Raw genomic sequence first — 22,862 nt, 5'->3', positions numbered from 1 at the left:
CACGCTCTCTCATCGGGAGGCAAGCTTTCGGTTGGTACGGCGTACGAGGCCTGGGCCGCGGTAGATCAGGCCGGTGTAGATCTGGACGAGGCTGGCGCCGGCGTCGAAGAGGCGGACGGCGTCGTCGGGGTCGAGGATGCCGCCTACGCCGATGATGGGGAGCGCTCCATTGGTACTTGCGTTGATCTGGGCAACTGTTTTGGCCGAGATCTCGGTGAGGGGCCGGCCCGAGAGACCGCCGGTTTGTCCGGCCTGCCATTCGTCTGTGGGGGCCAGACCGTTACGGCCGATCGTCGTGTTGGTGGCGATGATGCCGGCCACGCCGACGTCGGTGCAGACGCCGAGCAGTTCGTCGATCGCCTGCTCGGTCAGGTCCGGCGCGATCTTCACCAGGATCGGCTTCGGGTCGCGGCCGCCGGTGCTCATCGCTTTTGCTTCGGTATGCAGAGCGGTCAGCAGTTCGCGGAGGTGGCCGGAGTCCTGGAGAGAGCGCAATCCCGGGGTGTTCGGGGAGCTCACGTTGACGGCGAAGTAGTCGCCGTACCGGTAGAGGCGCTGGAGTGAGGTGACGTAGTCGCCCACCGCGTCCTCCAGCGGGGTCACCTTGGACTTGCCGATGCTGATGCCGAGTGGGTAGCCGAGGTCCCCGTACGCCGCCAGCCTGCGGGCCAGCGGCTCGGAGCCCTCGTTGTTGAAGCCCATCCGGTTGATGACCGCTTCGCTCTCGACCAGCCGGAACAGCCGCGGCTTCTCGTTCCCCGGCTGCGGCTGCGCGGTCACCGTGCCGACCTCGACGAACCCGAACCCGAGCGACCGCCACGCGGGCAACGCCACACCGTTCTTGTCCATCCCGGCGGCCAGCCCGACCGGACTCGGAAAACGCACCCCGAACACGGTCCGCTCCAGCCCGGCCGGCAACGCACCGTACGACTTCGAGATCGCAGCCACCGCTCCCGGGACGCGACTCAAGCGCCGCATCCCGTGAAGCGTCTGCTCGTGGGCAACCTCCGCATCGCCTCTACCGAGGCGATAGAGGACGGGCCGGACGAGCCGCCGGTACATCAACTCGCCGCCTGCGGCGGCGAGGCGGGGGAAGGCGCGGCGGCGTGGCCCGTGGGCCCGGTTGGCGAGGCGCTGGCTACGGCCGGCTGACCGTCGGCCTCGCCGCGGATGCGGCTGGCCCAGTCCTGGAGCGAGCGGACGCCGATGTCGCCGGCCTGTTGGGCTTCGATGCCCTGGACTGCTGCGCCCAGCCCTTGCACGGTGGTGATGCAGGGGATGTTGCGGGCGACGGCGGCGCTGCGGATCTCGTAGCCGTCGAGGCGGGGTGAGCCGTCCTTGGTGATGCCGATCGGGGTGTTGACGATCAGGTTGAGCTCGCCGTCCTGGACCATCTGGACGATCGTCGGCTCGCCGTTCGGGCCCGGACCCTGGCTGCTCTTGCGGACCGTGACCGCCTGGACGCCGTTGCGGCGCAGTACGTCCGCGGTGCCCTCGGTCGCGTAGATCTGGAAGCCGAGGTCGGCCAGCCGCTTGACCGGGAAGATCATGTGCCGCTTGTCCCGGTTCGCGACCGACACGAACACCTTGCCGGCCGTCGGCAACGGCTGCGAGGCGCCGGCCTGCGACTTGGCGAACGCCGTACCGAAGGTGGTGTCGATCCCCATCACCTCACCGGTGGACCGCATCTCCGGCCCGAGCACCGTGTCGACGGACGCGCCGTCGATGGTCCGGAACCGGTTGAACGGCATCACGGCTTCCTTCACCGCGATCGGCGTCGACGCGGGCAGCGTGCCACCGTCGCCGACGGCCGGCAGCATGCCTTCGGCCCGCAGGTCCGCGATGGTTGCCCCGAGCATCACCCGGGCGGCCGCCTTGGCCAGCGGCGTCGCGGTCGCCTTCGACACGAACGGGACCGTCCGCGACGCGCGCGGGTTCGCCTCCAGTACGTAGAGCACGTCCCCGGCCAGCGCGAACTGGATGTTCAGCAGACCCCGTACGCCGATGCCGCGGGCGATCGCCTCGGTCGACTCGCGGATCTTCTGGATGTCGGCACTGCCCAGCGTGATCGGCGGCAGCGCGCAGGACGAGTCGCCCGAGTGCACCCCGGCCTCCTCGATGTGCTCCATCACGCCACCCAGGAACAGCTCGTCGCCGTCGAACAGCCCGTCGACGTCGATCTCGACCGCGTCGTCGAGGAAGCGGTCGATCAGGACCGGGTGCTCCCAGTTGGCGGAGAGCGCTCCCCCGCTGAGCCGCTCGAGCGCGGCGGTCAGCTCGGCCTCGGAGTACACGATCTCCATGCCGCGGCCGCCGAGCACGTACGACGGCCGGACGAGCACCGGGAAGCCGATCTCGGTGGCGATCTCCTGGGCCTGCTCGAACGACATCGCGGTGCCGTGCTTGGGCGCCGGCAGGTTCGCGTCGGACAGCACCTTGCCGAAGGCGCCGCGCTCCTCGGCCAGGTGGATCGCCTCGGGCGAGGTACCGACGATCGGTACGCCGGCGTCGCTCAGCCGCTGGGCCAGGCCGAGCGGCGTCTGGCCACCCAGCTGGACGATGACCCCGGCGACCGGGCCGGCCTGCATCTCGGCGTACACGATCTCCAGGACGTCCTCGCAGGTGAGCGGCTCGAAGTACAGCCGGTCGGAGGTGTCGTAGTCGGTGGAGACGGTCTCGGGGTTGCAGTTGACCATCACGGTGCAGTAGCCGGCATCGCGCAGCGCCATCGATGCGTGCACGCAGGAGTAGTCGAACTCGATGCCCTGGCCGATCCGGTTCGGACCCGAGCCGAGGATGAGGACGGCGGGCGTCTCGCGCTTCGCGACCTCGGTCTCCTCGTCGTAGGACGAGTAGTGGTACGGCGTCGCAGCCGCGAACTCGGCCGCACAGGTGTCGACCGTCTTGAAGACCGGCCGGATCCCGAGCGCCTGCCGGACGCCGCGGACGACGTCCTCGGTCAGATCGCGGATCTCGGCCAGCTGCAGGTCGGAGAACCCGTGCCGCTTCGCGAGCTTGATGATCTCCGGCGTGAGCCGCGGGGCGGCCGCGACCTGGCCGGCGGTCTCGTGGATCAGGTACATCTGGTCGACGAACCACGGGTCGATCTTGGTGGCATCGAAGATCTGCTCCGGCGTCGCGCCGGCCCGGATCGCGTCCATGATCGTCCGCAGCCGGCCGTCGTGCGGCGTCTTGATCGCCTCCAGCAACGGCTCCAGCTCGGAGGCCGGCGGCTCGGCCCAGGAGAACCGGGCCTCCGGCTTCTCCAGCGACCGCAGGGCCTTCTGCAATGCCTCGGTGTAGTTGCGGCCGATCGCCATCGCCTCGCCGACGCTCTTCATGTGCGTGGTCAGCGTGGCGTCCGCGGCCGGGAACTTCTCGAACGCGAACCGCGGCACCTTGACGACGACGTAGTCCAGCGTCGGCTCGAAGCTGGCCGGGGTCTGCTTGGTGATGTCGTTCGGGATCTCGTCCAGGGTGTAGCCGATCGCGACCTTGGCGGCGATCTTGGCGATCGGGAAACCGGTCGCCTTCGAGGCCAGCGCGGACGAGCGGGACACCCGCGGGTTCATCTCGATCACGATCAGCCGGCCGTCGGCCGGGTTCACCGCGAACTGGATGTTGCAGCCGCCGGTGTCGACGCCGACCTCGCGGATGATGCCGATGGCAAGGGTCCGCATCGTCTGGTACTCGCGATCCGTCAGCGTCATGGCCGGCGCGACGGTGACCGAGTCGCCGGTGTGCACACCCATCGGGTCGACGTTCTCGATCGAGCAGATGATCACGACGTTGTCCGCCTTGTCGCGCATCACCTCCAGCTCGTACTCCTTCCAGCCGACGATCGACTCCTCGATCAGCACCTCGGTGGTCGGGCTGGCGGACAGGCCGGCACCGGCGATCCGGCGCAGGTCGGCCTCGTCGTAGGCCATCCCCGAACCGACGCCGCCCATCGTGAACGACGGCCGGACGACCAGCGGGTAGCCGAGCTCGGCGGCCGCGCCGAGCACGTCGTCGATCGAGTGGCAGATCCGCGAGGTCGCCGTCGAGGCGCCCAGCTTCTCGACGATCTGCTTGAACGATTCGCGGTTCTCACCGCGCTGGATCGCGTCCACGGAGGCGCCGATCAGCTCGACGCCGTACTTCTCCAGTACCCCGTTCTCGTGCAGCGAGATGGCCGCGTTCAGCGCGGTCTGGCCGCCCAGGGTGGCGAGCAGGACGTTCGGGCGCTCCTTCTCGATCACCTTCTCGACGAACTCCGGGGTGATCGGCTCGACGTAGGTCGCGTCGGCGAACTCCGGGTCCGTCATGATCGTGGCCGGGTTGGAGTTGACCAGGATGACCCGGAAGCCCTCCTCCTTCAGCACCCGGCAGGCCTGGGTTCCCGAGTAGTCGAACTCGCAGGCCTGGCCGATCACGATCGGGCCGGAGCCGATCACCAGCACCGAGTCGATGTCTGTACGGCGTGGCATCAGTTGCGACCTTCCATCAGCTCTACGAAACGATCGAAGAGGTAGGCGGAGTCGTGTGGACCCGCCGCCGCCTCTGGGTGGTACTGGACCGAGAAGGCCAGCGGTCTGCCGTCCTTGCCGGTCAGCTTGAGCCCCTCGACCACGTTGTCGTTGAGCGAGACGTGACTGACCTCGGCCGTGCCGTACGGCGTCTCGACCGTGCTGTCGAGCGGCGCGTCGACGGCGAAGCCGTGGTTCTGCGCGGTGATCTCGACCTTGCCGGTGGCCCGGTCGAGCACCGGCTGGTTGATCCCGCGATGCCCGTACTTGAGCTTGAAGGTGCCCAGCCCGAGCGCCCGGCCGAAGACCTGGTTGCCGAAGCAGATCCCGAAGTACGGCTTGCCCCGCTGCAGCAGCTCCTTGAGCAGCTCCGTCGGGTGCTCCGTGGTCTCCGGGTCGCCCGGTCCGTTGCTCATGAAGATGCCGTCCGGGTTGACCGCCAGCACCTCCTCGAGCGACGCGTCGGCCGGCAGTACGTGCACCTCGATGCCACGCTCGGCCATCCGCTTCGGCGTCATCGACTTGATCCCGAGGTCGAGCGCGACGACGGTGAACCGCTTCTCACCTTCGGCCGGTACTACGTACGCCTCGGGGGTGGTGACCTGACCGGCCAGGTCGGCACCGGCCATCGGCGGCTGCTCGAGCACCTTCTGCAGCAGCGTCTCGGCGTCCAGGATCTCGGTGGAGATACCGGCTCGCATCGCGCCGCGCTCGCGTAGGTGGCGGGTCAGGGCGCGGGTGTCGATGCCGGAGATGCCGACGATGCCCTGGCCCTTGAGCTGGTCGTCGAGGGAGCGGGTGGCGCGCCAGTTCGACGGGACGCGGGCAGGGTCGCGGACGACGTACCCGGCGACCCAGATCCGCTGCGACTCGTCGTCCTCGTCGTTGACGCCGGTGTTGCCGATGTGCGGCGCGGTCTGGGTGACGATCTGGCGGTGGTACGACGGGTCGGTCAGCGTCTCCTGGTAGCCGGTCATCCCGGTGGTGAACACCGCCTCGCCGAAGGTCTCGCCGGTGGCCCCGTACGACGTACCGGCGAACGCGCGGCCGTCCTCGAGGACCAGCAGCGCGGGCAGCGCCTGGTGCAGCGTGGGCTGGATGGCAGCCTGGCTCATGACTCGGCTCCGATCAGGGTCGAGATGGATTCGGTCAGCGGGGCGGTGTCGGCCTTGCGCCGGGGGCGGAAGCCGGTGTCGAGTTCGTGGCCGTCGTGCGTCCAGGTGACCACGACCAGCCCGGAGGCCTCGGCGGTGACCTTGCCCGCGATGCCGCGGTCGGTCCGGACGCCGGTCAGGTGGTCGACCGGGATGAACACGTCTGCCGCGCCCTGCCGGTGGAAGATCAGGCCGGCCTCACTGACGGCCAGGTCCGCGGTACTGCGGACCCCGAGTTCGTGCACGGCGATCCGGTCCATCCAGTCGCCGGCGGTCGTCGTGGCGACGTACACGCCCTCGACGCCCTTCGCCTTGCTCTCGGGCACGGCCGGCAGCGGGGCCAGGTCGGCCTGCCGCCGCTGGCGGTTGCGCCAGCCGCGGTACATGCCGAACCAGCCCACGCCGATGATCGCCAGCGTGCCCAGAATGCCTAGGACGGCCCTCATTTACTGATACCGGACTTCGTGAGCTTCCCGTCCAGAACGGTCGGCTCGCCTCGGAGGAAGGTCGCGGTCACCTTGCCGGGCAGCTTCATCCCGGCGAACGGCGTGTTCCGCGACAGCGACGCGGTCTCGGTCGGTACCACGGTCCGCTCGGCGGCCGGATCGACCAGCACGAGGTTCGCGGGGGCACCGACCTCGAGCGGCTGCCCGTGCTCGGTGATCTGGCCGATCGCGGCCGGCCGGTAGCTCATCCGGTCGGCCAGGTCGGCCCAGGTCAGCAGCTTGCTGTCGATCATCGTGTGCTGGACGACGCTCAGCGCGGTCTCCAGCCCGGTCATGCCGAACGCGGCCGCGCTCCACTCGCAGTCCTTGTCCTCGACCGGGTGCGGCGCGTGGTCAGTGGCGACGATGTCGATCGTGCCGTCGGCCAGGCCCTCGCGGACCGCCTCGACGTCGGCCTTGGTCCGCAGCGGCGGGTTGACCTTGTAGACCGGGTTGTACGACGCCGCCAGGTCCTCGGTGAGCAGCAGGTGGTGCGGCGTCACCTCGGCGGTGACCTCGAGGCCGCGCCGCTTGGCCGCCCGGACGATCTCGACCGAGCCCTTGGTGGACAGGTGGCAGATGTGCAGCTTCGAGCCGACGTGCGCGTTGAGCAGGATGTCGCGGGCGATGATCGACTCCTCGGCGACACTCGGCCAGCCGGTCAGGCCCAGTACGCCGGAGAGCGCGCCCTCGTTCATCTGGGCGCCCTTGGTCAGCCGCGGCTCCTGCGCGTGCTGGGCGATCGTGCCGCCGAAGGCCTTCACGTACTCGAGGGCGCGGCGCATCAGGGCCGCGTCCCAGACGCAGTCGCCGTCGTCGGAGAACACCCGGACGCGGGCGGCCGAGTCGGCCATCGCGCCGAGCTCCGCGAGCTGGGTGCCCTGGCGGCCGACCGTGACGGCGCCGATCGGGTAGACATCGGCGTACCCGGCTTCGCGGCCGAGGCGCCAGACCTGCTCGACGACGCCGGCGGTGTCGGCGACCGGGTCGGTGTTGGCCATCGCGAACACCGCGGTGAAGCCGCCGAGCGCCGCGGACCGGGTGCCGGTGAGCACGGTCTCCGCGTCCTCGCGGCCGGGCTCACGCAGGTGGGTGTGCAGGTCGACCAGACCGGGCAGCGCGATCAGGCCGGTGGCGTCGATCGTCTCGGCGCCGGCCGGTGCGTCGAGGCCGGTGCCGACAGCAACGATCTCCCCGTTGTCGATCAGCAGGTCCGCCACGGTGTCTTTTTCAGGACCGCCGACCACGACCTTGGCTCCGGTGATCAGGTACGCGGTCATGCGGTCTGCTCCTCTGACGATTCGTTGCTTCCTGACAACAGCAGATAAAGGACGGCCATCCGGACGGCCACGCCGTTCGTGACCTGTTCGACGATCACCGAGCGGGTCGAGTCGGCGACCTCGGCGCTGATCTCCATGCCGCGGTTCATCGGGCCGGGGTGCAGCACGATCGCCTCGTCGGGCAGCTGGGCCATCCGGTGCACGTCCAGGCCGTAGCGGCGGGTGTACTCCCGGGCGCTGGGGAAGAACGCGTCGCCCATCCGCTCGCGCTGCACGCGCAGCATCATCACGGCGTCGCTCTTGCCGAGCGCGCCGTCCAGGTCGTACGACGTGGCGCACGGCCAGGTGCTCATGTCTACCGGCAGCAGCGTCGGCGGCGCGACCACGGTGACCTCGGCGCCGAGCGTCGAGAGCAGCAGCACGTTCGACCGGGCCACCCGGCTGTGCAGGACGTCGCCGACGATGGTGATCCGGCGGCCGTCCAGCGAGCCGAGGTGGCGGCGCATCGTGAAGGCGTCCAGCAGCGCCTGGGTGGGGTGCTCGTGGGTGCCGTCGCCGGCGTTGACCACCGAGCCGTTGAGCCAGCCCGAGGTGGCCAGCAGGTGCGGGGCGCCGGACGAGCCGTGCCGGCAGACGACGCCGTCGGCACCCATCGCCTGCAGGGTCAGCGCGGTGTCCTTGAGGCTCTCGCCCTTGCTCACGCTGGAGCCCTTGGCGGAGAAGTTGATCACGTCGGCGGACAGCCGCTTGGCGGCCGCCTCGAACGAGATCCGGGTCCGGGTGGAGTCCTCGAAGAAGAGATTCACCACCGTGCGGCCGCGCAGGGCGGGCAGCTTCTTGATCGGCCGGTCGGCCAGCGACCGCATCTCCTCGGCGGTGTCGAGGATCAGGTTGGCCTCATCGCTGGACAGATCGCCAGCACTCAGCAGATGCCTCACTTCGCCACGGCTCCCGTCTTGTCGGCCGGCGTCTTGTCGGCAATGAGTACGGCGTCGGTTCCGTCGTACTCGGTCAGGTGGACCGTGACCCGCTCGACCAGCGAGGTGGGCAGGTTCTTGCCGACGTAGTCGGCGCGGATCGGCAGCTCGCGGTGGCCTCGGTCGACCAGGACGGCCAGCTGGACCGCCTTCGGCCGGCCGATGTCGCCGATCGCGTCCAGCGCCGCGCGGATGGTGCGGCCGGAGAACAGCACGTCGTCGATCAGGACGACGACCTTGCCGTCGATCCCGCCGGGCGGGATGTCGGTGTGCTCGAGCGCGCGGGCCGGTTTGAGGCCGATGTCGTCGCGGTACATCGTCACGTCGAGTGATCCCGTCGGCACGCTCCGCCCTTCGACGGCCGCGATCCGCTCCGAGATGCGGGTCGCCAGACCCACCCCTCGGGTGGGAATGCCGAGCAGGACGACCGGGTCGGCACCTCGGTTGCGCTCGAGGATCTCGTGCGCGATCCGGGTCAGTGCCCGGGAAATATCGGAAGCATCCAGCACTGTGCGGGGCACAGCCTTGTCCTGAGGTGCAGAAACTTGTGCACTTCCGGACTCGGACTGCGGTACCGAGGCAGGGCTCATCGCTACCGTTCCTCCTTTCCCGCCTCTCTGGACGGGTCTTTAAAGGACGTTCGGACCACTTGACATGGTATCGGAAGTGACACGCCGTCTTGACGCTGGCCTCGCGACCAGAATATTGTTACTCTGTGTAACCGTGGGGGGTTTCACCAAACGGCCCACTACCGGGCCACCCGGAGTAACGACCAAAAGTCGGAGGGAAGAACCAGCGTGCCTAGCGAATACGCGAAGACACTAGGCGGCAAGTTGCGCGCCATCCGCCAGCAGCAAGGTCTGTCGCTGCACGGCGTGGAAGAGAAGTCCAAGGGTCGCTGGAAGGCGGTCGTCGTCGGCTCTTACGAGCGTGGCGATCGGGCCGTCACCGTCCAGAAACTCGCGGAGCTCGCCGATTTCTACGGCGTGCCGATCCGTGAGCTGCTTCCTGGATCCGCCAGCGCGGCCGCAGCGGCTGCTGCACCGCCTCGGCTGATTCTGGATCTGGAGGCTCTGCAGCACCTCGACGCGAGCGAGGCCGGTCCGCTCACGCGGTACGCGGCCACGATCCAGGCCCAGCGCGGGGACTACAACGGCAAGGTGCTGTCGATCCGTCAGGACGACATGCGCACCCTCGCCGTGATCTACGACGAGTCGCCGACGACTCTGACCGAGCGTTTCATCTCCTGGGGTGTGCTCAACCCGGAGGCGAAGGGTGACGTCGAGGAGTCCGAGGCAGCCGGCGCCTGAGCGGCGTCCGGTAGACGGCGAGACAAGACGGTCGGGGCTCGTAGCAGCTTGCCCGCGGCCGCCTGCCCGCCTCTCCACACGGAGACGGGCCACCAGCAGGTAGTACAGGCTTTTTCAGTATGAGTAGTCGCAATACCAGGCCGGGGCCGTTCCCCCCGAGCCGACGAACGGGGACGCTGAGAAGGCCCGGCACCGCATCATGGCGGTACCGGGCCCGTTGTGCTTTGTGAGACTTCTAGACGCCCAGCGTGGGCTTGAGCTGCAACAGCCGGGCCAGCAGCCCGTTGACGAAGGCCGGCGACTCGTCGGTCGACAGGTCGCGGGCCATCGAGACGGCCTCGCTGACCGCCACCACGTCCGGCACCTGCTCGTCGAAGAGCAGCTCGTACGCGCCGATCCGCAGGATGTTGCGGTCGACGGCCGGCATCCGGTCCAGCGTCCAACCGACCGAATGCGCGCTGAGCAGTTCATCGATCGCGTCGGAGTGATGCCGGACACCTTCGACCAGCGCCACGGTGAACTCGTTCACCGGCGGGTCGTTGTCAGCCACCCGGTCGGCCAGGGTGCCGCCGACAGGCAGCCCCCGGACCTCCGACTCGAAGAGCACGTCGAGGGCGCGCTTGCGGGCCTTGCTACGGGCAGACATGTTCTGTTGTCCAGACTCTCGGGTGTCAGGAAGTGACGCGGCCGAGGTAGTCACCGGTCCGGGTGTCCACCTTGACCTTCTCGCCAGTGGTCAGGAACAGCGGAACGTTGATCGTGTAGCCGGTCTCCAGCTTGGCGGGCTTGGTGCCACCCGTCGAGCGGTCGCCCTGCAGGCCGGGCTCGGTGTACTCCACGGTCAGCTCGACCGAGGCCGGAAGCTCGACGTAGAGCGGCAGCTCCTCGTGCACCGCGACGATGGCTTCCTGGTTCTCCAGCAGGAAGTGCGAGGCGTCGCCGACGACCTCGGGGGTGATGCTGACCTGCTCGTAGGTGGAGGCGTCCATGAAGACGTAGGAACCACCGTCGTTGTACAGGTACGTCATGTCGCGCTTGTCGACGTTGGCCACCTCGACCTTGACGTCGGCGTTGAAGGTCTTGTCGACGACCTTGCCGCTCAGCACGTTCTTGAGCTTGGTGCGCATCACCGCGCCGCCCTTGCCGGGCTTGTGGTGCTGGAACCAGACGACAGACCACAGCTGCCCATCCAGGTTGAGCACCATGCCGTTCTTGAGGTCGTTCGTCGATGCCACGCGGGAAATCCCCTTTGAGATGTCAATGTGAAGTGATCAGCGGTACGCAAGATTGTAGCGGTCACCACCGGGTTGTACCGACCCGTGGTCTCCGGGGGCTCTACGCTGGCCTTCACGCAGTTCCCAGACCGCGCCCTGGAGGCATCCGATGACGGGCTTCATCATCTTCGTGGTCCTGATGATCATCTTCGGATTCGGGCGCAACGCGGCCAAGAAGCAGCAGAAGTCGGGCCAGCCCAGCGCGCGCGTCCAGGCCCTGATGGCGAAGATCCAGGCACAGCAGGCGGCGAACCAGCCGCCGGTGGTCCAAGGGCAGTACACCCAGCCGGCTTCGGGCCAGCCGCTGCCGGCCGCCCCGCCGCCGGGCCGCGCCCAGACCAGCGCCCAACTGGCCGGCATGCTCCAGTCGCTGCTCCAGGCCGGTCAGCAGGCGGGCCAGCAACCTGGGGTGCCGGTTGCTCAGTACGGTCCGCCGGTTCAGTTCCAGCCGGCGCCTTCGCAGTACCAGCAGGCTGCGCCGGGTCAGTACCAGCCGGCACCGGTTCAGCAGTATCAGCCGACGCCCAGTCAGTACGCCGCGCCCGGACAGTTTCAGCCGCAGTGGCAACCGCAGTACCAGCAGCATCACGCCGAGCACAGCCTGCCTGCGCCGAACAGTCCGCTGGAGCGGCGGGTGCGGGAGCTGATGAAGTCGGGCAACGAGGTGCCGGCGATCCGGCTGCTCTGCGATGAGCAGGACCTCGGCATCATCGAGGCGCAGAAGTACGCGCGCAGTCTGATCGCCCCGGCCGGCAAGCCTCAGGCTGCTACTTCGGACAGCGATCGGCCGGAGCGGGACGAGAACCGCTATGTCGGTTCGGCGGCGTTCGCCGAGTCGGTCTTCGATCTCGACCGGGACGAGAACGTCTGGGCCAGCGGCTGGGTGGAGAAGCCCGAGCCTGACGACCGCTCCGACATGGACGAACTTTGGCAAACCGTCCGCAACGCCGGCCGCCCGTCACCAAACCAGAGTTAGGTGGCTGTGCCTCTTGCGGAGGTGGAAGCCGGGCGGTAGTCGATCCGGCGGTTCGCCTGCTGGGTCGATCCGCAGGGTCGGACCTTTGCCGCCGCGGAGATGCTCGTTCCAGTTGCGCACCTGATCTACGAGTAGCTGGGCGAAGTCTTCTGCTGCTGGGCCGTGGGCGTTGGCGCCGAGTTCGACGTAGTCGGGGTCGGGTGCTGATCGGGAGGTCAGGTAGCCGAGTGAGTTGCCGGACGCCATCGCGGATGCTCCCCAGCGCGGGGCCGGGGCGACCAGGCGTTTCTTCAGTGCGCGTGGCTCGGCGCTGAGTACGCAGTACCCGGGGAGCGTGCTGGCGAGCCAGAGATCGAGGTCGGAGAGCGGTTCCTCGCGGTTCATCAGTACGCCGGACCACGCCGACGCCTTCCGCTGGTCCAGCACCCACTCGGGCGGTACCGGCTCGGACTCCTGGTCCTCGTCGAAGCTCAAGCTGACCAGTTCGCCGTGCAGCGGAACCCAGCGCTCGTACGCCGCGCCCGCCCCCTGCATGTTGACGAACCCACAGATGATCATCGACCTGCTCTCCAGGAACCCGTCGACCAGATCGAACGCGATCGACCGGGTCTGCGCCCGGAACCTCAGCGGTACGACGATCCGCCCGCCCGGCGCCAGCTGATCCACCCAGGCCGGCGCGATGTCCCAGGCGGTGACGGTGACGATGATGCGGTCGTAGGGAGCGCTCTCCGGGCGGCCGAACTCGCCATCGGTCCGCAGTACGCGGACGTCCGGATAGCCGGCTGCATCCAGGGACTCCCGCGCCCGGGTCGTCACGTCCTCGTCGATGTCGATCGTGGTCACCTCACCGGCCGGACCGACCAGCTCGGCCAGCAGGGCCGCGTTGTACCCGCCGGAGCCGATCTCGAGCACCCGATGACCGGGCCGGACGTCGGCCTGCTCGAGCATCAGCGCGACCACGGTCGGCTGGGAGACCGAGCTGATGGCGACGCCTGACTCGTCGCGTTTCATCAGGACGACGTCGTCGGTGTAGGCGATCTCCAGTGGCACCAAGGGCACGAAGAGGTGCCGCGGGACCAGCCGGAAGGCGGTCGCGCTCCGGTCGTCGTGGATCGCGCCCTGTTCGATCAGCAGGTCGGTGAGCGCCGCGCGCAACGTTCCGGCGTACGGGGAATCGTTGCTCTCGGCATCCATTGGATCAGTCTGTCGTGTCGCCGAGCGATTCGAGCAGCTTTCGCAGGGTGTCGGCGAGCGTCTCGCGCTCGGTCGCCGACAGGCCGGCCAGCAGCCGGTTCTCGGTGTCGATGTGGGTCGGCAGGACTTTGTCGACCAGCTCCAGGCCGGCCGGGGTGAGCGCGACCTGGACACCACGGCCGTCGGTCTCGCTGGGGGTGCGCTTGACCAGACCGCGCTCCTCCAGTTTGTCGAGCCGTTGGGTGATGGCGCCGGAGGTGACCATCGAGGAGCGCATCAGGCCGGCCGGAGTGAGGCTGTGCTCCGCGTTGCTGCGGCGGAGGGTGGCGAGCACGTCGAAGGACGCCCGGTCGAGGTGGTGGGTGGCGAAGTTGCGGCGCAGCTCGCCGTCGATCAGCAGGGACAGGCGCTTCACCCGGCCCATCACCGCCATCGGGGACGCGTCCAGATCCGGGCGGCGCACGCGCCACTGGTGGAGCACCTGGTCGACGTGGTCTGCCATCTGGTCAGCGTACTGGAAATCTCTTAGTGGTGAGCTAAAAGACTGGCAAAGTAGCTTAGCGGTGAGATACATTGTCTTAGTGCTAAGCAATCGAGTCTCCCTGATCCTCACCACGGCGATCGCGCCGGCGCTGTGGGGAACCACGTACCTGGTCACAACGGAACTGCTGCCCCCGCAGCGCCCGCTCCTCGCCGCCTTCCTCCGCGCGCTGCCCGCAGGCCTCCTACTGGTCGCCATCACCCGGCGGCTGCCGCACGGGATCTGGTGGTGGCGCGCACTGGTCCTCGGCGCCCTCAACATCGGCGCCTTCAACGCCCTCCTCTTCATCGGCGCCTACCGCCTCCCAGGCGGAGTAGCCGCGACCGTGGGCGCCCTCCAGCCGCTACTCGTCGCCCTGCTGTCCACCGGCCTACTCGGCGAACGCCTGACCCTCAAGACCCTCCTCACGGCCACCGCCGGAGTAGCGGGCGTGAGTCTCCTAGTACTACGCGCAGACGCCCGACTAGACGCGTGGGGCGTCATCGCTGCCCTGGGCGGAGCCGCAGTGATGGCCACGGGCGTAGTACTCAGCAAGCGCTGGGTCTCCCCCGCACCACTGCTAGCCACCACCGGTTGGCAGTTGGTAGCCGGTGGCCTCCTCCTGTTGCCGGTCGCCTGGCTGGTCGAAGGCGCGCTCCCTGCGACCTTCACTGCAGCCAACTTGCTCGGCTACTCCTACCTGGCCCTCTTCGGCTCAGCCCTCGCCTACGCCCTCTGGTTCCGAGGCCTCCGAGCCCTCTCCCCCACCAACGTCACCTTCCTCGGCCTACTCAGCCCTCTGGTCGCCACCACCCTCGGCTGGCTAGTGGTGGACCAACGCCTGACTCCCCTCCAACTACTAGGCGGCCTGATCGTCCTGGCCGCCCTGATCACCGCCCAACTGAAAGGCACCACCCATGCGAATCGCCATCTTCGGAGCAACCGGAGCGGTCGGCAGCCGAGCAGGACAGGAAGCGCTCTCCCGGGGCCACGAGGTGACAGCAGTCGGCCGGAGCATGGAACGTCTGGAGACGCTGCCGCCTGACCGCAACCTCCGGCTCGAACGAGGGGATGCGTCGGATGTGGCTGATGTCGCCCGGCTGAGTCGGGGGCAGGATGTCGTGATCAGTGCCACCCGGCCCGTGCCAGGACAGGAACACGAGTTGGCGATCGCTGCCAAGGGATTGACCGCTGGGCTGGCTGGTTCGGCGGTTCGGTTGGTGGTGGTCGGAGGCGCCGCGAGTTTGACCTTGCCGGGAGATCCGGACACGACCGTAGTCGACGGCCCCGGCTTCCCCCGGGAGCTCCGGCCGATCGCGCTGGCCTGCAACGAGCAGTTCGAGGTGGTTCGGGGCAGCGAGGACGTCGACTGGGTCTACCTGAGTCCGCCGGCTGTGCTCGAGCCCGGCGTACGGACGGGGCAGTACAGGGTAGGGCGCGACGAGTTGCTGGTGGGAGCCGACGGAGCGTCGTACATCTCGATGGAGGACTTCGCCGTCGCGCTGGTCGACGAGATCGAGCGGCCGCGGTACCGGCGGAGCAGGTTCACCGTCGGGTACTGAAGGGCAGCGGGGTTGCCCGATCGGCTGTACTCCGGCTCGATGTGCGATCACGGACAGCACCCGATCCTTGATGCTGTGTCTACTTCAGCGCGACTGGATGTCGAAGAACTCGTCATCGTGCCCGGTACGCCGGCCCAGTGTCAGGTCCAGCTGGCCAACCGCGGCTCGATCGTGGAGGCCTACACCCTGACCCCGGTCGGGGACCTGGCCGGCTACGCCGTGATCGAACCCGCCACGCTCTCCCTCTACCCGGACGCGGAGGGCACGGCGACGATCACCATCACCGTGCCGCGCGAGGCCGTGGTCGAGGCCGGTGATGTCGCGTTCGGCGTACTGGTCCAGCCGCACGAGCACCCGGCCGACACCGCCGTACCGGAGGCCGTGGCGCACGTCCAGGCATTCAGCGACATCACCGCGGAGCTGACCCCGCGGACGTCGCACGGCAGCCGGATCGGCCGGCACACGCTCGCGATCGACAACCGCGGCAACCGCCCGGTCACCGTCGAGCTGACCGGCAAGGACCCGGACGCGGTGATGGAGTTCCGGTTCTCGCCGAGCACCGTCGAGATCGCCCCGGGGACGGCCGCGTTCTCGAAGATCAAGGCGCGGCCGCTGGAACGGATCTGGCGCGGTACGTCGAAGACGCGGCAGTTCAGCGTCATCGTCACGCAGGTCATCACCGGTGGCCCGAACGGGACGAAGGCCGTTCTCACCAGCGTCGACGGGATGATGGTCCAGGACCCGATTCTCCCTGCCTGGACAGGCAAAGCCATCGCCGGCGGACTCGCGGCCGCTGCGCTGCTCGTCGGGTTGTGGTTCGTCGCCTTGCGGCCCGCGATCGACTCCAGCGCCGAGAACGCGGTCGAGAAGCCGCTGAAGCAGATGCAGCAGAAGGTCGACGAGGCCAAGACGGAGGCCGGCGCGGCACAGCAGGCGGCCAACACTGCTCAGAACTCCGCGAAGAACACCGCGAAGGGGCAGACCGAGCAGGAGAAGAACATGTCCGACCGGGAGAAGGAGCTCGCCGCCCAGGCCGCGGCGATGGTCGGTACGCCGTTCTCGCAGCGCTGGCCGTTGAAGGCGAAGCCGGGCAAGTCGGTCGAGGAGTCGTTCGAGGTGCCGAAGGACAAGGTCCTGCGGATCACCGACGTCAACTTCGAGTCGCAGGGAAGTACCGGCTGGCTCGACCTGCGCAAGGGCAAGAACTCGCTCGGCGGGGTCGCGCCGCAGTACTTCCGCAACATCCAGGACTATCGGTACATCTCGCCGCTCGCGGTGCTGGAGGCCGGCGAGAAGGTCGTCGTCAGCCTCGACTGCACGACGCCGGCGCCGGGCGCGACCGACTGCGAGAACGCGGTGATGGTCGGCGGCATCCTCACCGACAAGCCTCCCGCGCCGACCACTCCGCCGACGAGCGCGGCGCCCAACTGACGGTAGTACTTGAAAGTCCCGGACCGATGTCGGTCCGGGACTTTCAGTTTGCTGCCTCAGCGGCTGGCGAAGAACTCGAGTTCGGCGATCGCGGTGAGGGTGGAGCGGGTCGGGGCGATCGCGCGGACGACGGCGACCTGGACGGCGCGGGCGTCGTCGACCTTGAGCTTGAACTCCTGCTTGGCCGGTACGTCCTTCAGGGTGAAGCGCTGGATCACCGGCTCGCCGCCGGTGATCACGGTGACCTCGATCTCCGCGGGCCGCGGACCGGCGACGAACTTCGGCGTCTCCGGGGCGACGCCCGCGTAGATGTTGAACGCGATCAGGTTGATCGGCGACCTGAAACCGGCCGTCACCCACGGAACGGGCTTGGCGGTCTTGCCGGTGCGCGGCGCTCCCCAGTACGTGTTCCTGGCCCCGTCGAAGGCGAGCTGAGCGTTCTGCTTGCCGACGATCCCACTCGCCTTGCTCGCCGTCGGCCGCACCTGCAGCGGATCGGCGAACTGGTCCTGCACCTTGTGCACCCCATTCATCACCAACCCGCGCTGCGGCCCCGCCAGCACACCCCCACCCGCAAGCAACGCCAGCACCACACCGACCCGGGTCGCACCACGAAACTTCCTTCGCCCTGTCCCCGGCCGGATCCTCGTCCCTGCCGCGTAAACCCGCTCCCGCCCGGTAACCCGCCGCCACCAAGGCGCCTTCCGAATCACCTGAGCGTCGACCAGGCTGAACCCACACTTCGCACAAAACCGCCGACTGGCCTCGTTGGGCATCCCACACCCACCACAAACCCGAGACCCGGTAGGCACAATCACCGGCGACTTACTCCGCCGCGCCATCTTCCGCTTGACCACCTGCGGCTGCCGCGAAGCCACCGCCTCGGGTCCGCTCGCACCGCCCTCCCCAACCTCTGGGAGCTCGGCCCTGCTCACACCTCCCCGATCCCGCCGCGAAGCGGCGGGATCGGGTGCAGGAAGAGGAAGTAGTTGGCTCTCCGGAGGAGGTGGGACGAGGGCGGCAGGCTTGGTGGTGGTGATTGGGGTGACGTGTTCGCCTTCCCATTCGAGGAAGACGCCGCAGCGGGTGCAGAAGACGGTGCCTTCCTCGTTCTGTTCGCCGCAGTCGTTGCACAGGATCATCGGTCGGCCTCCAGGACTTCTACCCGGGCCGGCAGGTTGGCCGGCCGTAATGCGTCGACGATTCGATGGACGACCGCTTCGTCCGCTTCCCTCGGAACCCGTACGACGAGCTGCGCCCGCGCCTCACCCGGCGGCTCGGCACCCGCCTGCGCGGACCACGCAGTACCGCCGGACTCGGCGATCTCGGCATCGACCCCACACGCCACCCGCAGCGTCTCGCGCAACGCGTGCGCGGCCCCGCGGCTCCGATGCAACTCAGTCGTCGCAGCCACCAGCAATCGCTGCCGCTCGACCGGGATCCGCGGGTCCGAGAACGCCGCGACCCACGAGCCGAGCAACTCCACGAAGTCCTCAGGCGCCAGCGCCGGATCGAGATACGCCCCGAAGTTGTCCAGCGTCGCCACCACCGGCGCCAACGCCTCGTCGAACACCCCGGTCAGCCGCACCGCCAGGTCGTCCTCGGCATACAACCCAGGCAAGATCTCCAGCAACGGATGCGGATTCAGCAGCCCCTCGACAAGTCCACGCATCGCTACCTCCGCACCATGATCTGGTGCTCGAACGAATACACCAGCTCGGTCCGGCTCATCTCGACCCGATCAACCGGCGTATCGCTCCGAGTCCCCAGCACGGGATCAGCCAGGTAAAGCCGGACATCCTCCACCGACTCCACCCCGCGAACTCGTTGCAAACAAGCATGAATGTCACCGGTCTGCACGGTCCGCCCCAACGGCCACCCATCCTCACGCGGCCCACCAAGCAACGGATGCAGGAACCGATAGAGCGCCTCCAGCGCAGCGGGCCGAACCCGCTCCGCCGACGCATCAGCAGCCGCCGTCAACCGCGCCACCACCGTTACCGCCCGATAGAACGGCGGCTCGATCAGCAATCGCGCCCCAAGCATCCGCCGCGGCTCCAGATGATCAGCCAACCGCTGCAAAACCTCATCCGACGGCCGCAACGCGCCGAAGTCCACCGTCACCTGCGGATCCGCAGACAACCTCGGTACGACGAGAAGCCGCACCACATTCGGCTCACTCTCATCCCCAGGCACACAGTGCACCCGCCCGAGCGAAGGTGCGGCTTCCCGCGCAAGCAACTCGTAGTCCTCGGCAGTCACGGCCCGCGACGCAGTACGCAAAGAGAGCGGCCCTCGAAGCATCGCGTCCGGCACCTGCTCGCCGTCCACTCCCCCGGTCGCCGCGCGCCGGTTGTCGACCTCGCCCACGAACGGCAGCGAGGTCTTCAACACCCGCAACGCATGCGCAGCCACATTGCCCGCTGCACCGCCCCCCGTGCGGTACCGCGCCAATCGCAGTACTGCGCCCTTCGGCGGTACGGCCCCATACGACCGCAGCGTCCCATCCGGTTGACGCACCGCTGGCCCAAGCAACACCTGACCGTTCTGCCGGTCGAGCGCAAAATGCTGGTCCGTCGCCAGTGACTCAGCGAAGCTGTCCACCAACGTCCACTCGACCCAGCCGAAGTCCGTACCAACCTGAAGCACCTCTGGCTCCGGGGCCGGCGTCACCGGCCGCCGCTGCAACTCGAATCGTTGCCCTGCGCTCCCATCGCTCCGCCCGACCTCCTCGGCCAGTACCGGCTCGGCGTGCTCAGCAACCGTCGTACCGCCGATCGTGCACGCCTCGAGGTGGCGGATCTTGGGCGACTCGCTGTAGAACGGCTGGTCGGTGTCCGGCGACACCAGCACGCAACGCAGCCAACCAGCGCGCTGCTGGGCGAGTACCGACTGCACGTGTCCGACCGGGACGTGCAACACGATGTCGCCCGGCCGGTTGAGTCCGCCGGTGCCGTCGCGGTCGACCTCGCAGGCGATCCATTCCTCACCGTTCCACGCCTCCCAGCGCAGCGGCGGATCGAGCGGGTCGACGCCGATGCCTTCGACCTGACAGTCGACCCGGAGCAGTACCGCGCAGGACGGCACGGCCGCGGACAGGCCGACGTACAGGGCATTGTCAGGTGCAGGCGGCGCCGCGAAGCAGTCGAAGCCGACCCCGTCCTGCAGCTCAACGGTCCGGTCCAGGACGACCGTGCCACCGTTGCTGGTGGCAACGTTGAGGAGTGAGCAGGCGAGGATCGCGAGTTCGTCGACAGTGCTGAAGCCGGTCGCCTCGTCATGCTCGGTGCGCAGCGTCGCGACCTCGGTCCCACTGTGTACGGTGATCGTCTCGGGCTGTGCGGCCGACAACCAGAAGGTGATGTCGGCGCGAGCCGCCGCGGGAGCGAAGAGCTTGATGCCGACCAGGTCGAGAAACTTCAGGTAGTGCCGTTCGGGCACCCTGTTCAGCCGGTACATCAGCTGGTCGACCATCGTCGCGAACGCCTCGACCAGCGTGACGCCCGGGTCGGAGACGTTGTGATCGGTCCACTCCGGGCAGCGCTGCTGGATCATCCGCTTCGCGTCGTCCACCAACTGCTGGAACCGGCGGTCGTCGAGGTTCGGGGCGGTCAGGGTCATGCCGCTCCTCCGGTCGTCAGCTCGGCGTGCTCGGGGATCAGGTAGAACGGGAAGACCAGGTTGCGCGGGCTGTTGCTGCCGCTGATCGCGTAGTGCAGGTCGATGTAGAGCGCTCCGGCGTCGATCCGGTCGAAGTGCACGCGCACGTCGAGCAGGTCGATCCGCGGCTCCCAGCGGTCCAGCGCGATCCGGACGTCGGCGATGATCTTGCCGGCCGTGGTCGCGTCGGCCGGCGCGAAGATGTGCTCCTGGATGCCGCAGCCGAACTCGGGCCGCATCGGCCGCTCCCCCGGCGACGTACCGAGGATGAGCCGGATGCTCTCCTCGATCTCGCGTTCCTGCCGGACCAGCGCGATCCGGCCGGTCGCGTCCGTGCGCAACGGAAACGCCCACCCGGCTCCGACGAACTCCGAACTCACCGCGTCCTCCGTTCTGTTCCAGCCATCTGTCAGCCGCCAATCAGGACGGTCATGCAGCCGATCGCGATCGGCGCCCCGCACCCGGTCAGGTCGGTCATCCGGGCGGCGGGCAGGCCACCGATCAGCACGGTCATCGATCCGGGCGGTACGACGGCCGAAGGCGGGTGCAACGGGATCGCGCACACGTGCGGAGTACCAACTGTCGCCGCCGGCATCCCGCCGATCAGCACGGTCGGTACGCCGGGTGGTCCGAGTGCTCCGCCGTGGGCGGTCACGTCGCCGACCCGGGCCGCTGGTCCAGGCATCCTGGTTCCCCCGCCTCAGTTGATCTTCACGAGGGCGGCCTGGATCGCGAGCGTCGCGCCGCCGTTGATCTCGGTACTCGCCTGGCCCGCCACATTGACCTTCGCGGCCGACACCGTCGCTTGCGCAGTGCCCTTCACGTCCACGTTGACACCCTTGAGCTGGACGTCGCCGGTGCCGGCGTCGAGCGTGATGCCGGTCTTCGCGGTCAGCTCGATCTTCTGCCCGGCGGTGATCTTGACCCCGCCGGTGCCCGCGTCGATGTCGACGCCGTCCTTGGCCTCGACGACCACCTTGCCGTCGCTGTGCACGGTGATCACCGGGGCGTTCGTACCGTCCATCGCGACGCTGAGCTTGCCGTCGCCGGTGTGCAGCCAGATGCCGTTCTTCTGCGAGCTTTCGAGCAGTTCGAGCGAGTGCCCGGTGCGGCCGACGAAGGCCCGGCGGTTGATGGCGCCGGTGCCGCTGTCGACGCTCGCGGCCTGACCGGCGTACGGCTTGCGGTTGGCGCTGTAGAGACCGCCGAGCACGAAGGGGGCGCCGATATCGCCTTGTTCGAAGGCGACCAGTACCTCGTCGCCGACCTCGGGCAGCAGCATCGAGCCACGGTCGGCGCCCGCGCCCGCCTGCAGGACGCGCGCCCAGAACGTACCGAAGTCGTCGCGCATCCACGGCAACTGGACCTTCACCTGCCCGGTCTTCCCGGGGTCGTTCACGTCGGTGACCACGGCCGTCGCAACCCCCTGCCTGGCGGGCGATCCAGTCGGTCCGGACAGTCCGAGCATCGACCGATCCTGCTGTCCGGTTACCGAGATATGCGTCGTGTAGTCGCCATCAAACACATGCCTCACCCGACTCAGCGTGTACTTGCCGTCGAAGGGCGCGCCAAGGTTGCCGATAGCAACCGGTACGCCGGCATGCAACTGCGGGTTGCCCCGGCAGACCCCTTCCAGCTCGGCGAACGTACCGGCCACCCGCTCGGCCAACGCCTTCGCCGCAGCCTCCGCGGTTGCCTGAGTCCGATGCGGCACATGCGTCACGACCCACGGCGGAGCGGAGAACTTGTCAGCCAACTCGCTCGGCTGCAGCCCGATCTGCGCACTGGTCGTTGCCGCAGGCACCTTCGCGACGACCGCCCGCTGCTGCGTGTCATCCCACCCGCGTACTTCGACCGACGGCACCTGCCCGGCCGCCGTCACCGCCGATCGGAGTCGCAGCAAGTCCAACCCAAGCTCAAGAGCATGAGCCTGTGTCGCATCGGAACCATCCGGAGCGCCGGCCGCCTTCGTCGGCTTCGTGAATTGGAGCTTCCCCGCCTCGACCCCGAGGTTGTAGCCGACGGCATCGGCCAGCGTGCGGAGGAAGTCCCAGTCGGTCTGGTTCGCCTGGCAGAGGAACTCATGCACGGTGTTGGTCGAGTCCACCTGGCCGAGCGGCAATCCGTTGCGCTGAGCAACCTTCTTGACGACGTCGTCGAAGGTGACCTGCTGGTAGGTCTCACTGCGCGTACCACGCAGGAGCCGGTGCGCAGCGTCGTACCCGCGAACGATCGTGAAGGTGCCACTTCCCTCGACCTCGACCTCCAGCGCTGTCACCTCGCCGGTCATCAGGTCCTGCGGAGCGCCCTCCTGGGCGACGTGGACGGACAGCTTGAGCTTGCTGCCGATGGTGATCCCGGACTTCGCCAGGACCAGCCGGTCGGGGTCGCGGAAACGCAGGCTGAACAGGTCCGGCAGGTGCAGGTTGTCATCCACCCAGGCCCCGGCCAGCAGCGCGATCAGGTCGTCCGGAAGCGCTGCCCCGTCGACTGAGACGGCCAGAGTGCTGGAGAAGCTCGCATTGGCCATC

General features: G+C 68.4%; 22 protein-coding genes. 5 read left to right on the top strand and 17 right to left on the bottom strand.

The features are described 5' to 3' along the window. Positions 1–9 precede the first annotated feature (9 nt). Genes AB0M15_RS31215 through pyrR form a run of 7 tightly spaced genes read right to left on the bottom strand, consistent with a single transcriptional unit; the run spans position 10 to position 8,994 of the window. The gene (locus AB0M15_RS31215; protein ID WP_363825847.1) at positions 10–1,062 is read right to left on the bottom strand and encodes a quinone-dependent dihydroorotate dehydrogenase; all 1,053 of its coding nucleotides are present in this window, start codon (positions 1,060–1,062) and stop codon (positions 10–12) included. Then, entirely contained in the window at positions 1,062–4,469 is a 3,408-nt protein-coding gene (gene carB, locus AB0M15_RS31210; RefSeq protein WP_363825844.1) for a carbamoyl-phosphate synthase large subunit, read from the bottom strand. The genes AB0M15_RS31215 and carB overlap by 1 nt, the downstream gene beginning before the upstream one ends. After that, complete coding sequence (carA, locus tag AB0M15_RS31205; protein ID WP_363825841.1) at positions 4,469–5,623, bottom strand: glutamine-hydrolyzing carbamoyl-phosphate synthase small subunit; 1,155 nt, start codon at positions 5,621–5,623, stop codon at positions 4,469–4,471. Before carA ends, carB begins: the two co-directional genes overlap by 1 nt. Beyond that, positions 5,620–6,108 (bottom strand): hypothetical protein, encoded by a 489-nt coding sequence (locus AB0M15_RS31200; RefSeq protein ID WP_363825838.1) that lies wholly within the window; start codon positions 6,106–6,108, stop codon positions 5,620–5,622. The genes carA and AB0M15_RS31200 overlap by 4 nt, the downstream gene beginning before the upstream one ends. Next, a complete protein-coding gene (locus AB0M15_RS31195) occupies positions 6,105–7,427 on the bottom strand; it encodes a dihydroorotase (protein WP_363825835.1) in 1,323 nt (440 codons plus the stop codon). Before AB0M15_RS31195 ends, AB0M15_RS31200 begins: the two co-directional genes overlap by 4 nt. Further along, the gene (locus AB0M15_RS31190) at positions 7,424–8,365 is read right to left on the bottom strand and encodes an aspartate carbamoyltransferase catalytic subunit (protein ID WP_343965831.1); all 942 of its coding nucleotides are present in this window, start codon (positions 8,363–8,365) and stop codon (positions 7,424–7,426) included. Before AB0M15_RS31190 ends, AB0M15_RS31195 begins: the two co-directional genes overlap by 4 nt. Next, on the bottom strand, positions 8,362–8,994 hold the full coding sequence (gene pyrR / locus AB0M15_RS31185; protein WP_363825830.1) for a bifunctional pyr operon transcriptional regulator/uracil phosphoribosyltransferase PyrR: 633 nt from the start codon (positions 8,992–8,994) through the stop codon (positions 8,362–8,364). Before pyrR ends, AB0M15_RS31190 begins: the two co-directional genes overlap by 4 nt. A gap of 207 nt (positions 8,995–9,201) precedes the next feature. Between pyrR and AB0M15_RS31180 the strand changes: the two genes are divergently transcribed. Then, on the top strand, positions 9,202–9,714 hold the full coding sequence (locus tag AB0M15_RS31180) for a transcriptional regulator (RefSeq protein ID WP_026163359.1): 513 nt from the start codon (positions 9,202–9,204) through the stop codon (positions 9,712–9,714). Between the two features lie 235 nt (positions 9,715–9,949). On the opposite strand, the gene nusB is transcribed toward AB0M15_RS31180, so the two are convergent. Next, positions 9,950–10,360, bottom strand: coding sequence for a transcription antitermination factor NusB (gene nusB, locus AB0M15_RS31175; RefSeq protein ID WP_363825827.1), 411 nt, complete (start codon positions 10,358–10,360; stop codon positions 9,950–9,952). 25 nt (positions 10,361–10,385) lie between these two features. Continuing rightward, on the bottom strand, positions 10,386–10,949 hold the full coding sequence (gene efp, locus AB0M15_RS31170) for an elongation factor P (protein ID WP_363825824.1): 564 nt from the start codon (positions 10,947–10,949) through the stop codon (positions 10,386–10,388). 148 nt (positions 10,950–11,097) lie between these two features. On the opposite strand from efp, the gene AB0M15_RS31165 reads away from it, so the two are divergent. After that, complete coding sequence (locus tag AB0M15_RS31165; RefSeq protein WP_363825821.1) at positions 11,098–11,964, top strand: hypothetical protein; 867 nt, start codon at positions 11,098–11,100, stop codon at positions 11,962–11,964. Here the strand turns inward: AB0M15_RS31165 and fxlM are convergent. Both fxlM and AB0M15_RS31155 read right to left on the bottom strand, forming a co-directional pair. Next, the gene (gene fxlM, locus AB0M15_RS31160) at positions 11,947–13,158 is read right to left on the bottom strand and encodes a methyltransferase, FxLD system (RefSeq protein WP_363825818.1); all 1,212 of its coding nucleotides are present in this window, start codon (positions 13,156–13,158) and stop codon (positions 11,947–11,949) included. The genes AB0M15_RS31165 and fxlM overlap by 18 nt on opposite strands. A 4-nt stretch (positions 13,159–13,162) precedes the next feature. Further along, on the bottom strand, positions 13,163–13,660 hold the full coding sequence (locus AB0M15_RS31155; RefSeq protein WP_363825815.1) for a MarR family transcriptional regulator: 498 nt from the start codon (positions 13,658–13,660) through the stop codon (positions 13,163–13,165). Positions 13,661–13,739: 79 nt separating this feature from the next. Between AB0M15_RS31155 and AB0M15_RS31150 the strand changes: the two genes are divergently transcribed. From AB0M15_RS31150 to AB0M15_RS31140, 3 genes are all read left to right on the top strand, one after another. Then, a complete protein-coding gene (locus AB0M15_RS31150; RefSeq protein WP_363825812.1) occupies positions 13,740–14,723 on the top strand; it encodes an EamA family transporter in 984 nt (327 codons plus the stop codon). Next, positions 14,608–15,240 carry an NAD(P)H-binding protein gene (locus AB0M15_RS31145; protein WP_363826019.1) on the top strand — a complete coding sequence of 211 codons (633 nt, stop codon included), beginning with the start codon at positions 14,608–14,610 and terminating at the stop codon, positions 15,238–15,240. Before AB0M15_RS31150 ends, AB0M15_RS31145 begins: the two co-directional genes overlap by 116 nt. Before the next feature lie 75 nt (positions 15,241–15,315). Continuing rightward, entirely contained in the window at positions 15,316–16,671 is a 1,356-nt protein-coding gene (locus tag AB0M15_RS31140) for a hypothetical protein (RefSeq protein ID WP_363825809.1), read from the top strand. Between the two features lie 56 nt (positions 16,672–16,727). Here the strand turns inward: AB0M15_RS31140 and AB0M15_RS31135 are convergent, their stop codons facing one another. From AB0M15_RS31135 to AB0M15_RS31110, 6 genes are read right to left on the bottom strand one after another with little or no spacing between them, the layout of a single operon-like run. Next, entirely contained in the window at positions 16,728–17,813 is a 1,086-nt protein-coding gene (locus tag AB0M15_RS31135) for a zinc ribbon domain-containing protein (RefSeq protein ID WP_363825806.1), read from the bottom strand. Beyond that, a complete protein-coding gene (locus tag AB0M15_RS31130; RefSeq protein ID WP_363825803.1) occupies positions 17,810–18,343 on the bottom strand; it encodes a phage tail protein in 534 nt (177 codons plus the stop codon). Before AB0M15_RS31130 ends, AB0M15_RS31135 begins: the two co-directional genes overlap by 4 nt. Positions 18,344–18,345: 2 nt before the next feature. Further along, positions 18,346–20,292 carry a putative baseplate assembly protein gene (locus tag AB0M15_RS31125; protein WP_363825800.1) on the bottom strand — a complete coding sequence of 649 codons (1,947 nt, stop codon included), beginning with the start codon at positions 20,290–20,292 and terminating at the stop codon, positions 18,346–18,348. Next, positions 20,289–20,711 (bottom strand): GPW/gp25 family protein, encoded by a 423-nt coding sequence (locus AB0M15_RS31120; RefSeq protein ID WP_343965855.1) that lies wholly within the window; start codon positions 20,709–20,711, stop codon positions 20,289–20,291. The genes AB0M15_RS31125 and AB0M15_RS31120 overlap by 4 nt, the downstream gene beginning before the upstream one ends. Before the next feature lie 29 nt (positions 20,712–20,740). Further along, a complete protein-coding gene (locus AB0M15_RS31115) occupies positions 20,741–21,016 on the bottom strand; it encodes a PAAR domain-containing protein (RefSeq protein ID WP_343965857.1) in 276 nt (91 codons plus the stop codon). A 15-nt stretch (positions 21,017–21,031) separates the two neighbouring features. Next, a complete protein-coding gene (locus AB0M15_RS31110) occupies positions 21,032–22,861 on the bottom strand; it encodes a VgrG-related protein (RefSeq protein ID WP_363825796.1) in 1,830 nt (609 codons plus the stop codon). Between the last annotated feature and the right edge of the window lies 1 nt (position 22,862).

Source organism: Kribbella sp. NPDC051718, from assembly GCF_040681515.1.
Classification (GTDB): domain Bacteria; phylum Actinomycetota; class Actinomycetes; order Propionibacteriales; family Kribbellaceae; genus Kribbella.
This window is presented reverse-complemented; position numbering and strand designations above follow the sequence as displayed.

What these genes read in the sequence shown, in the direction of transcription:
- AB0M15_RS31215 (WP_363825847.1), bottom strand. Translation starts at nt 1,062, where the DNA reads ATGTACCGGCGGCTCGTCCGGCCCGTCCTCTATCGCCTCGGTAGAGGC.
- carB (WP_363825844.1), bottom strand. Translation starts at nt 4,469, where the DNA reads ATGCCACGCCGTACAGACATCGACTCGGTGCTGGTGATCGGCTCCGGC.
- carA (WP_363825841.1), bottom strand. Translation starts at nt 5,623, where the DNA reads ATGAGCCAGGCTGCCATCCAGCCCACGCTGCACCAGGCGCTGCCCGCG.
- AB0M15_RS31200 (WP_363825838.1), bottom strand. Translation starts at nt 6,108, where the DNA reads ATGAGGGCCGTCCTAGGCATTCTGGGCACGCTGGCGATCATCGGCGTG.
- AB0M15_RS31195 (WP_363825835.1), bottom strand. Translation starts at nt 7,427, where the DNA reads ATGACCGCGTACCTGATCACCGGAGCCAAGGTCGTGGTCGGCGGTCCT.
- pyrR (WP_363825830.1), bottom strand. Translation starts at nt 8,994, where the DNA reads ATGAGCCCTGCCTCGGTACCGCAGTCCGAGTCCGGAAGTGCACAAGTT.
- nusB (WP_363825827.1), bottom strand. Translation starts at nt 10,360, where the DNA reads ATGTCTGCCCGTAGCAAGGCCCGCAAGCGCGCCCTCGACGTGCTCTTC.
- AB0M15_RS31165 (WP_363825821.1), top strand. Translation starts at nt 11,098, where the DNA reads ATGACGGGCTTCATCATCTTCGTGGTCCTGATGATCATCTTCGGATTC.
- fxlM (WP_363825818.1), bottom strand. Translation starts at nt 13,158, where the DNA reads ATGGATGCCGAGAGCAACGATTCCCCGTACGCCGGAACGTTGCGCGCG.
- AB0M15_RS31155 (WP_363825815.1), bottom strand. Translation starts at nt 13,660, where the DNA reads ATGGCAGACCACGTCGACCAGGTGCTCCACCAGTGGCGCGTGCGCCGC.
- AB0M15_RS31135 (WP_363825806.1), bottom strand. Translation starts at nt 17,813, where the DNA reads ATGATCCTGTGCAACGACTGCGGCGAACAGAACGAGGAAGGCACCGTC.
- AB0M15_RS31130 (WP_363825803.1), bottom strand. Translation starts at nt 18,343, where the DNA reads ATGCGTGGACTTGTCGAGGGGCTGCTGAATCCGCATCCGTTGCTGGAG.
- AB0M15_RS31125 (WP_363825800.1), bottom strand. Translation starts at nt 20,292, where the DNA reads ATGACCCTGACCGCCCCGAACCTCGACGACCGCCGGTTCCAGCAGTTG.
- AB0M15_RS31115 (WP_343965857.1), bottom strand. Translation starts at nt 21,016, where the DNA reads ATGCCTGGACCAGCGGCCCGGGTCGGCGACGTGACCGCCCACGGCGGA.
- AB0M15_RS31110 (WP_363825796.1), bottom strand. Translation starts at nt 22,861, where the DNA reads ATGGCCAATGCGAGCTTCTCCAGCACTCTGGCCGTCTCAGTCGACGGG.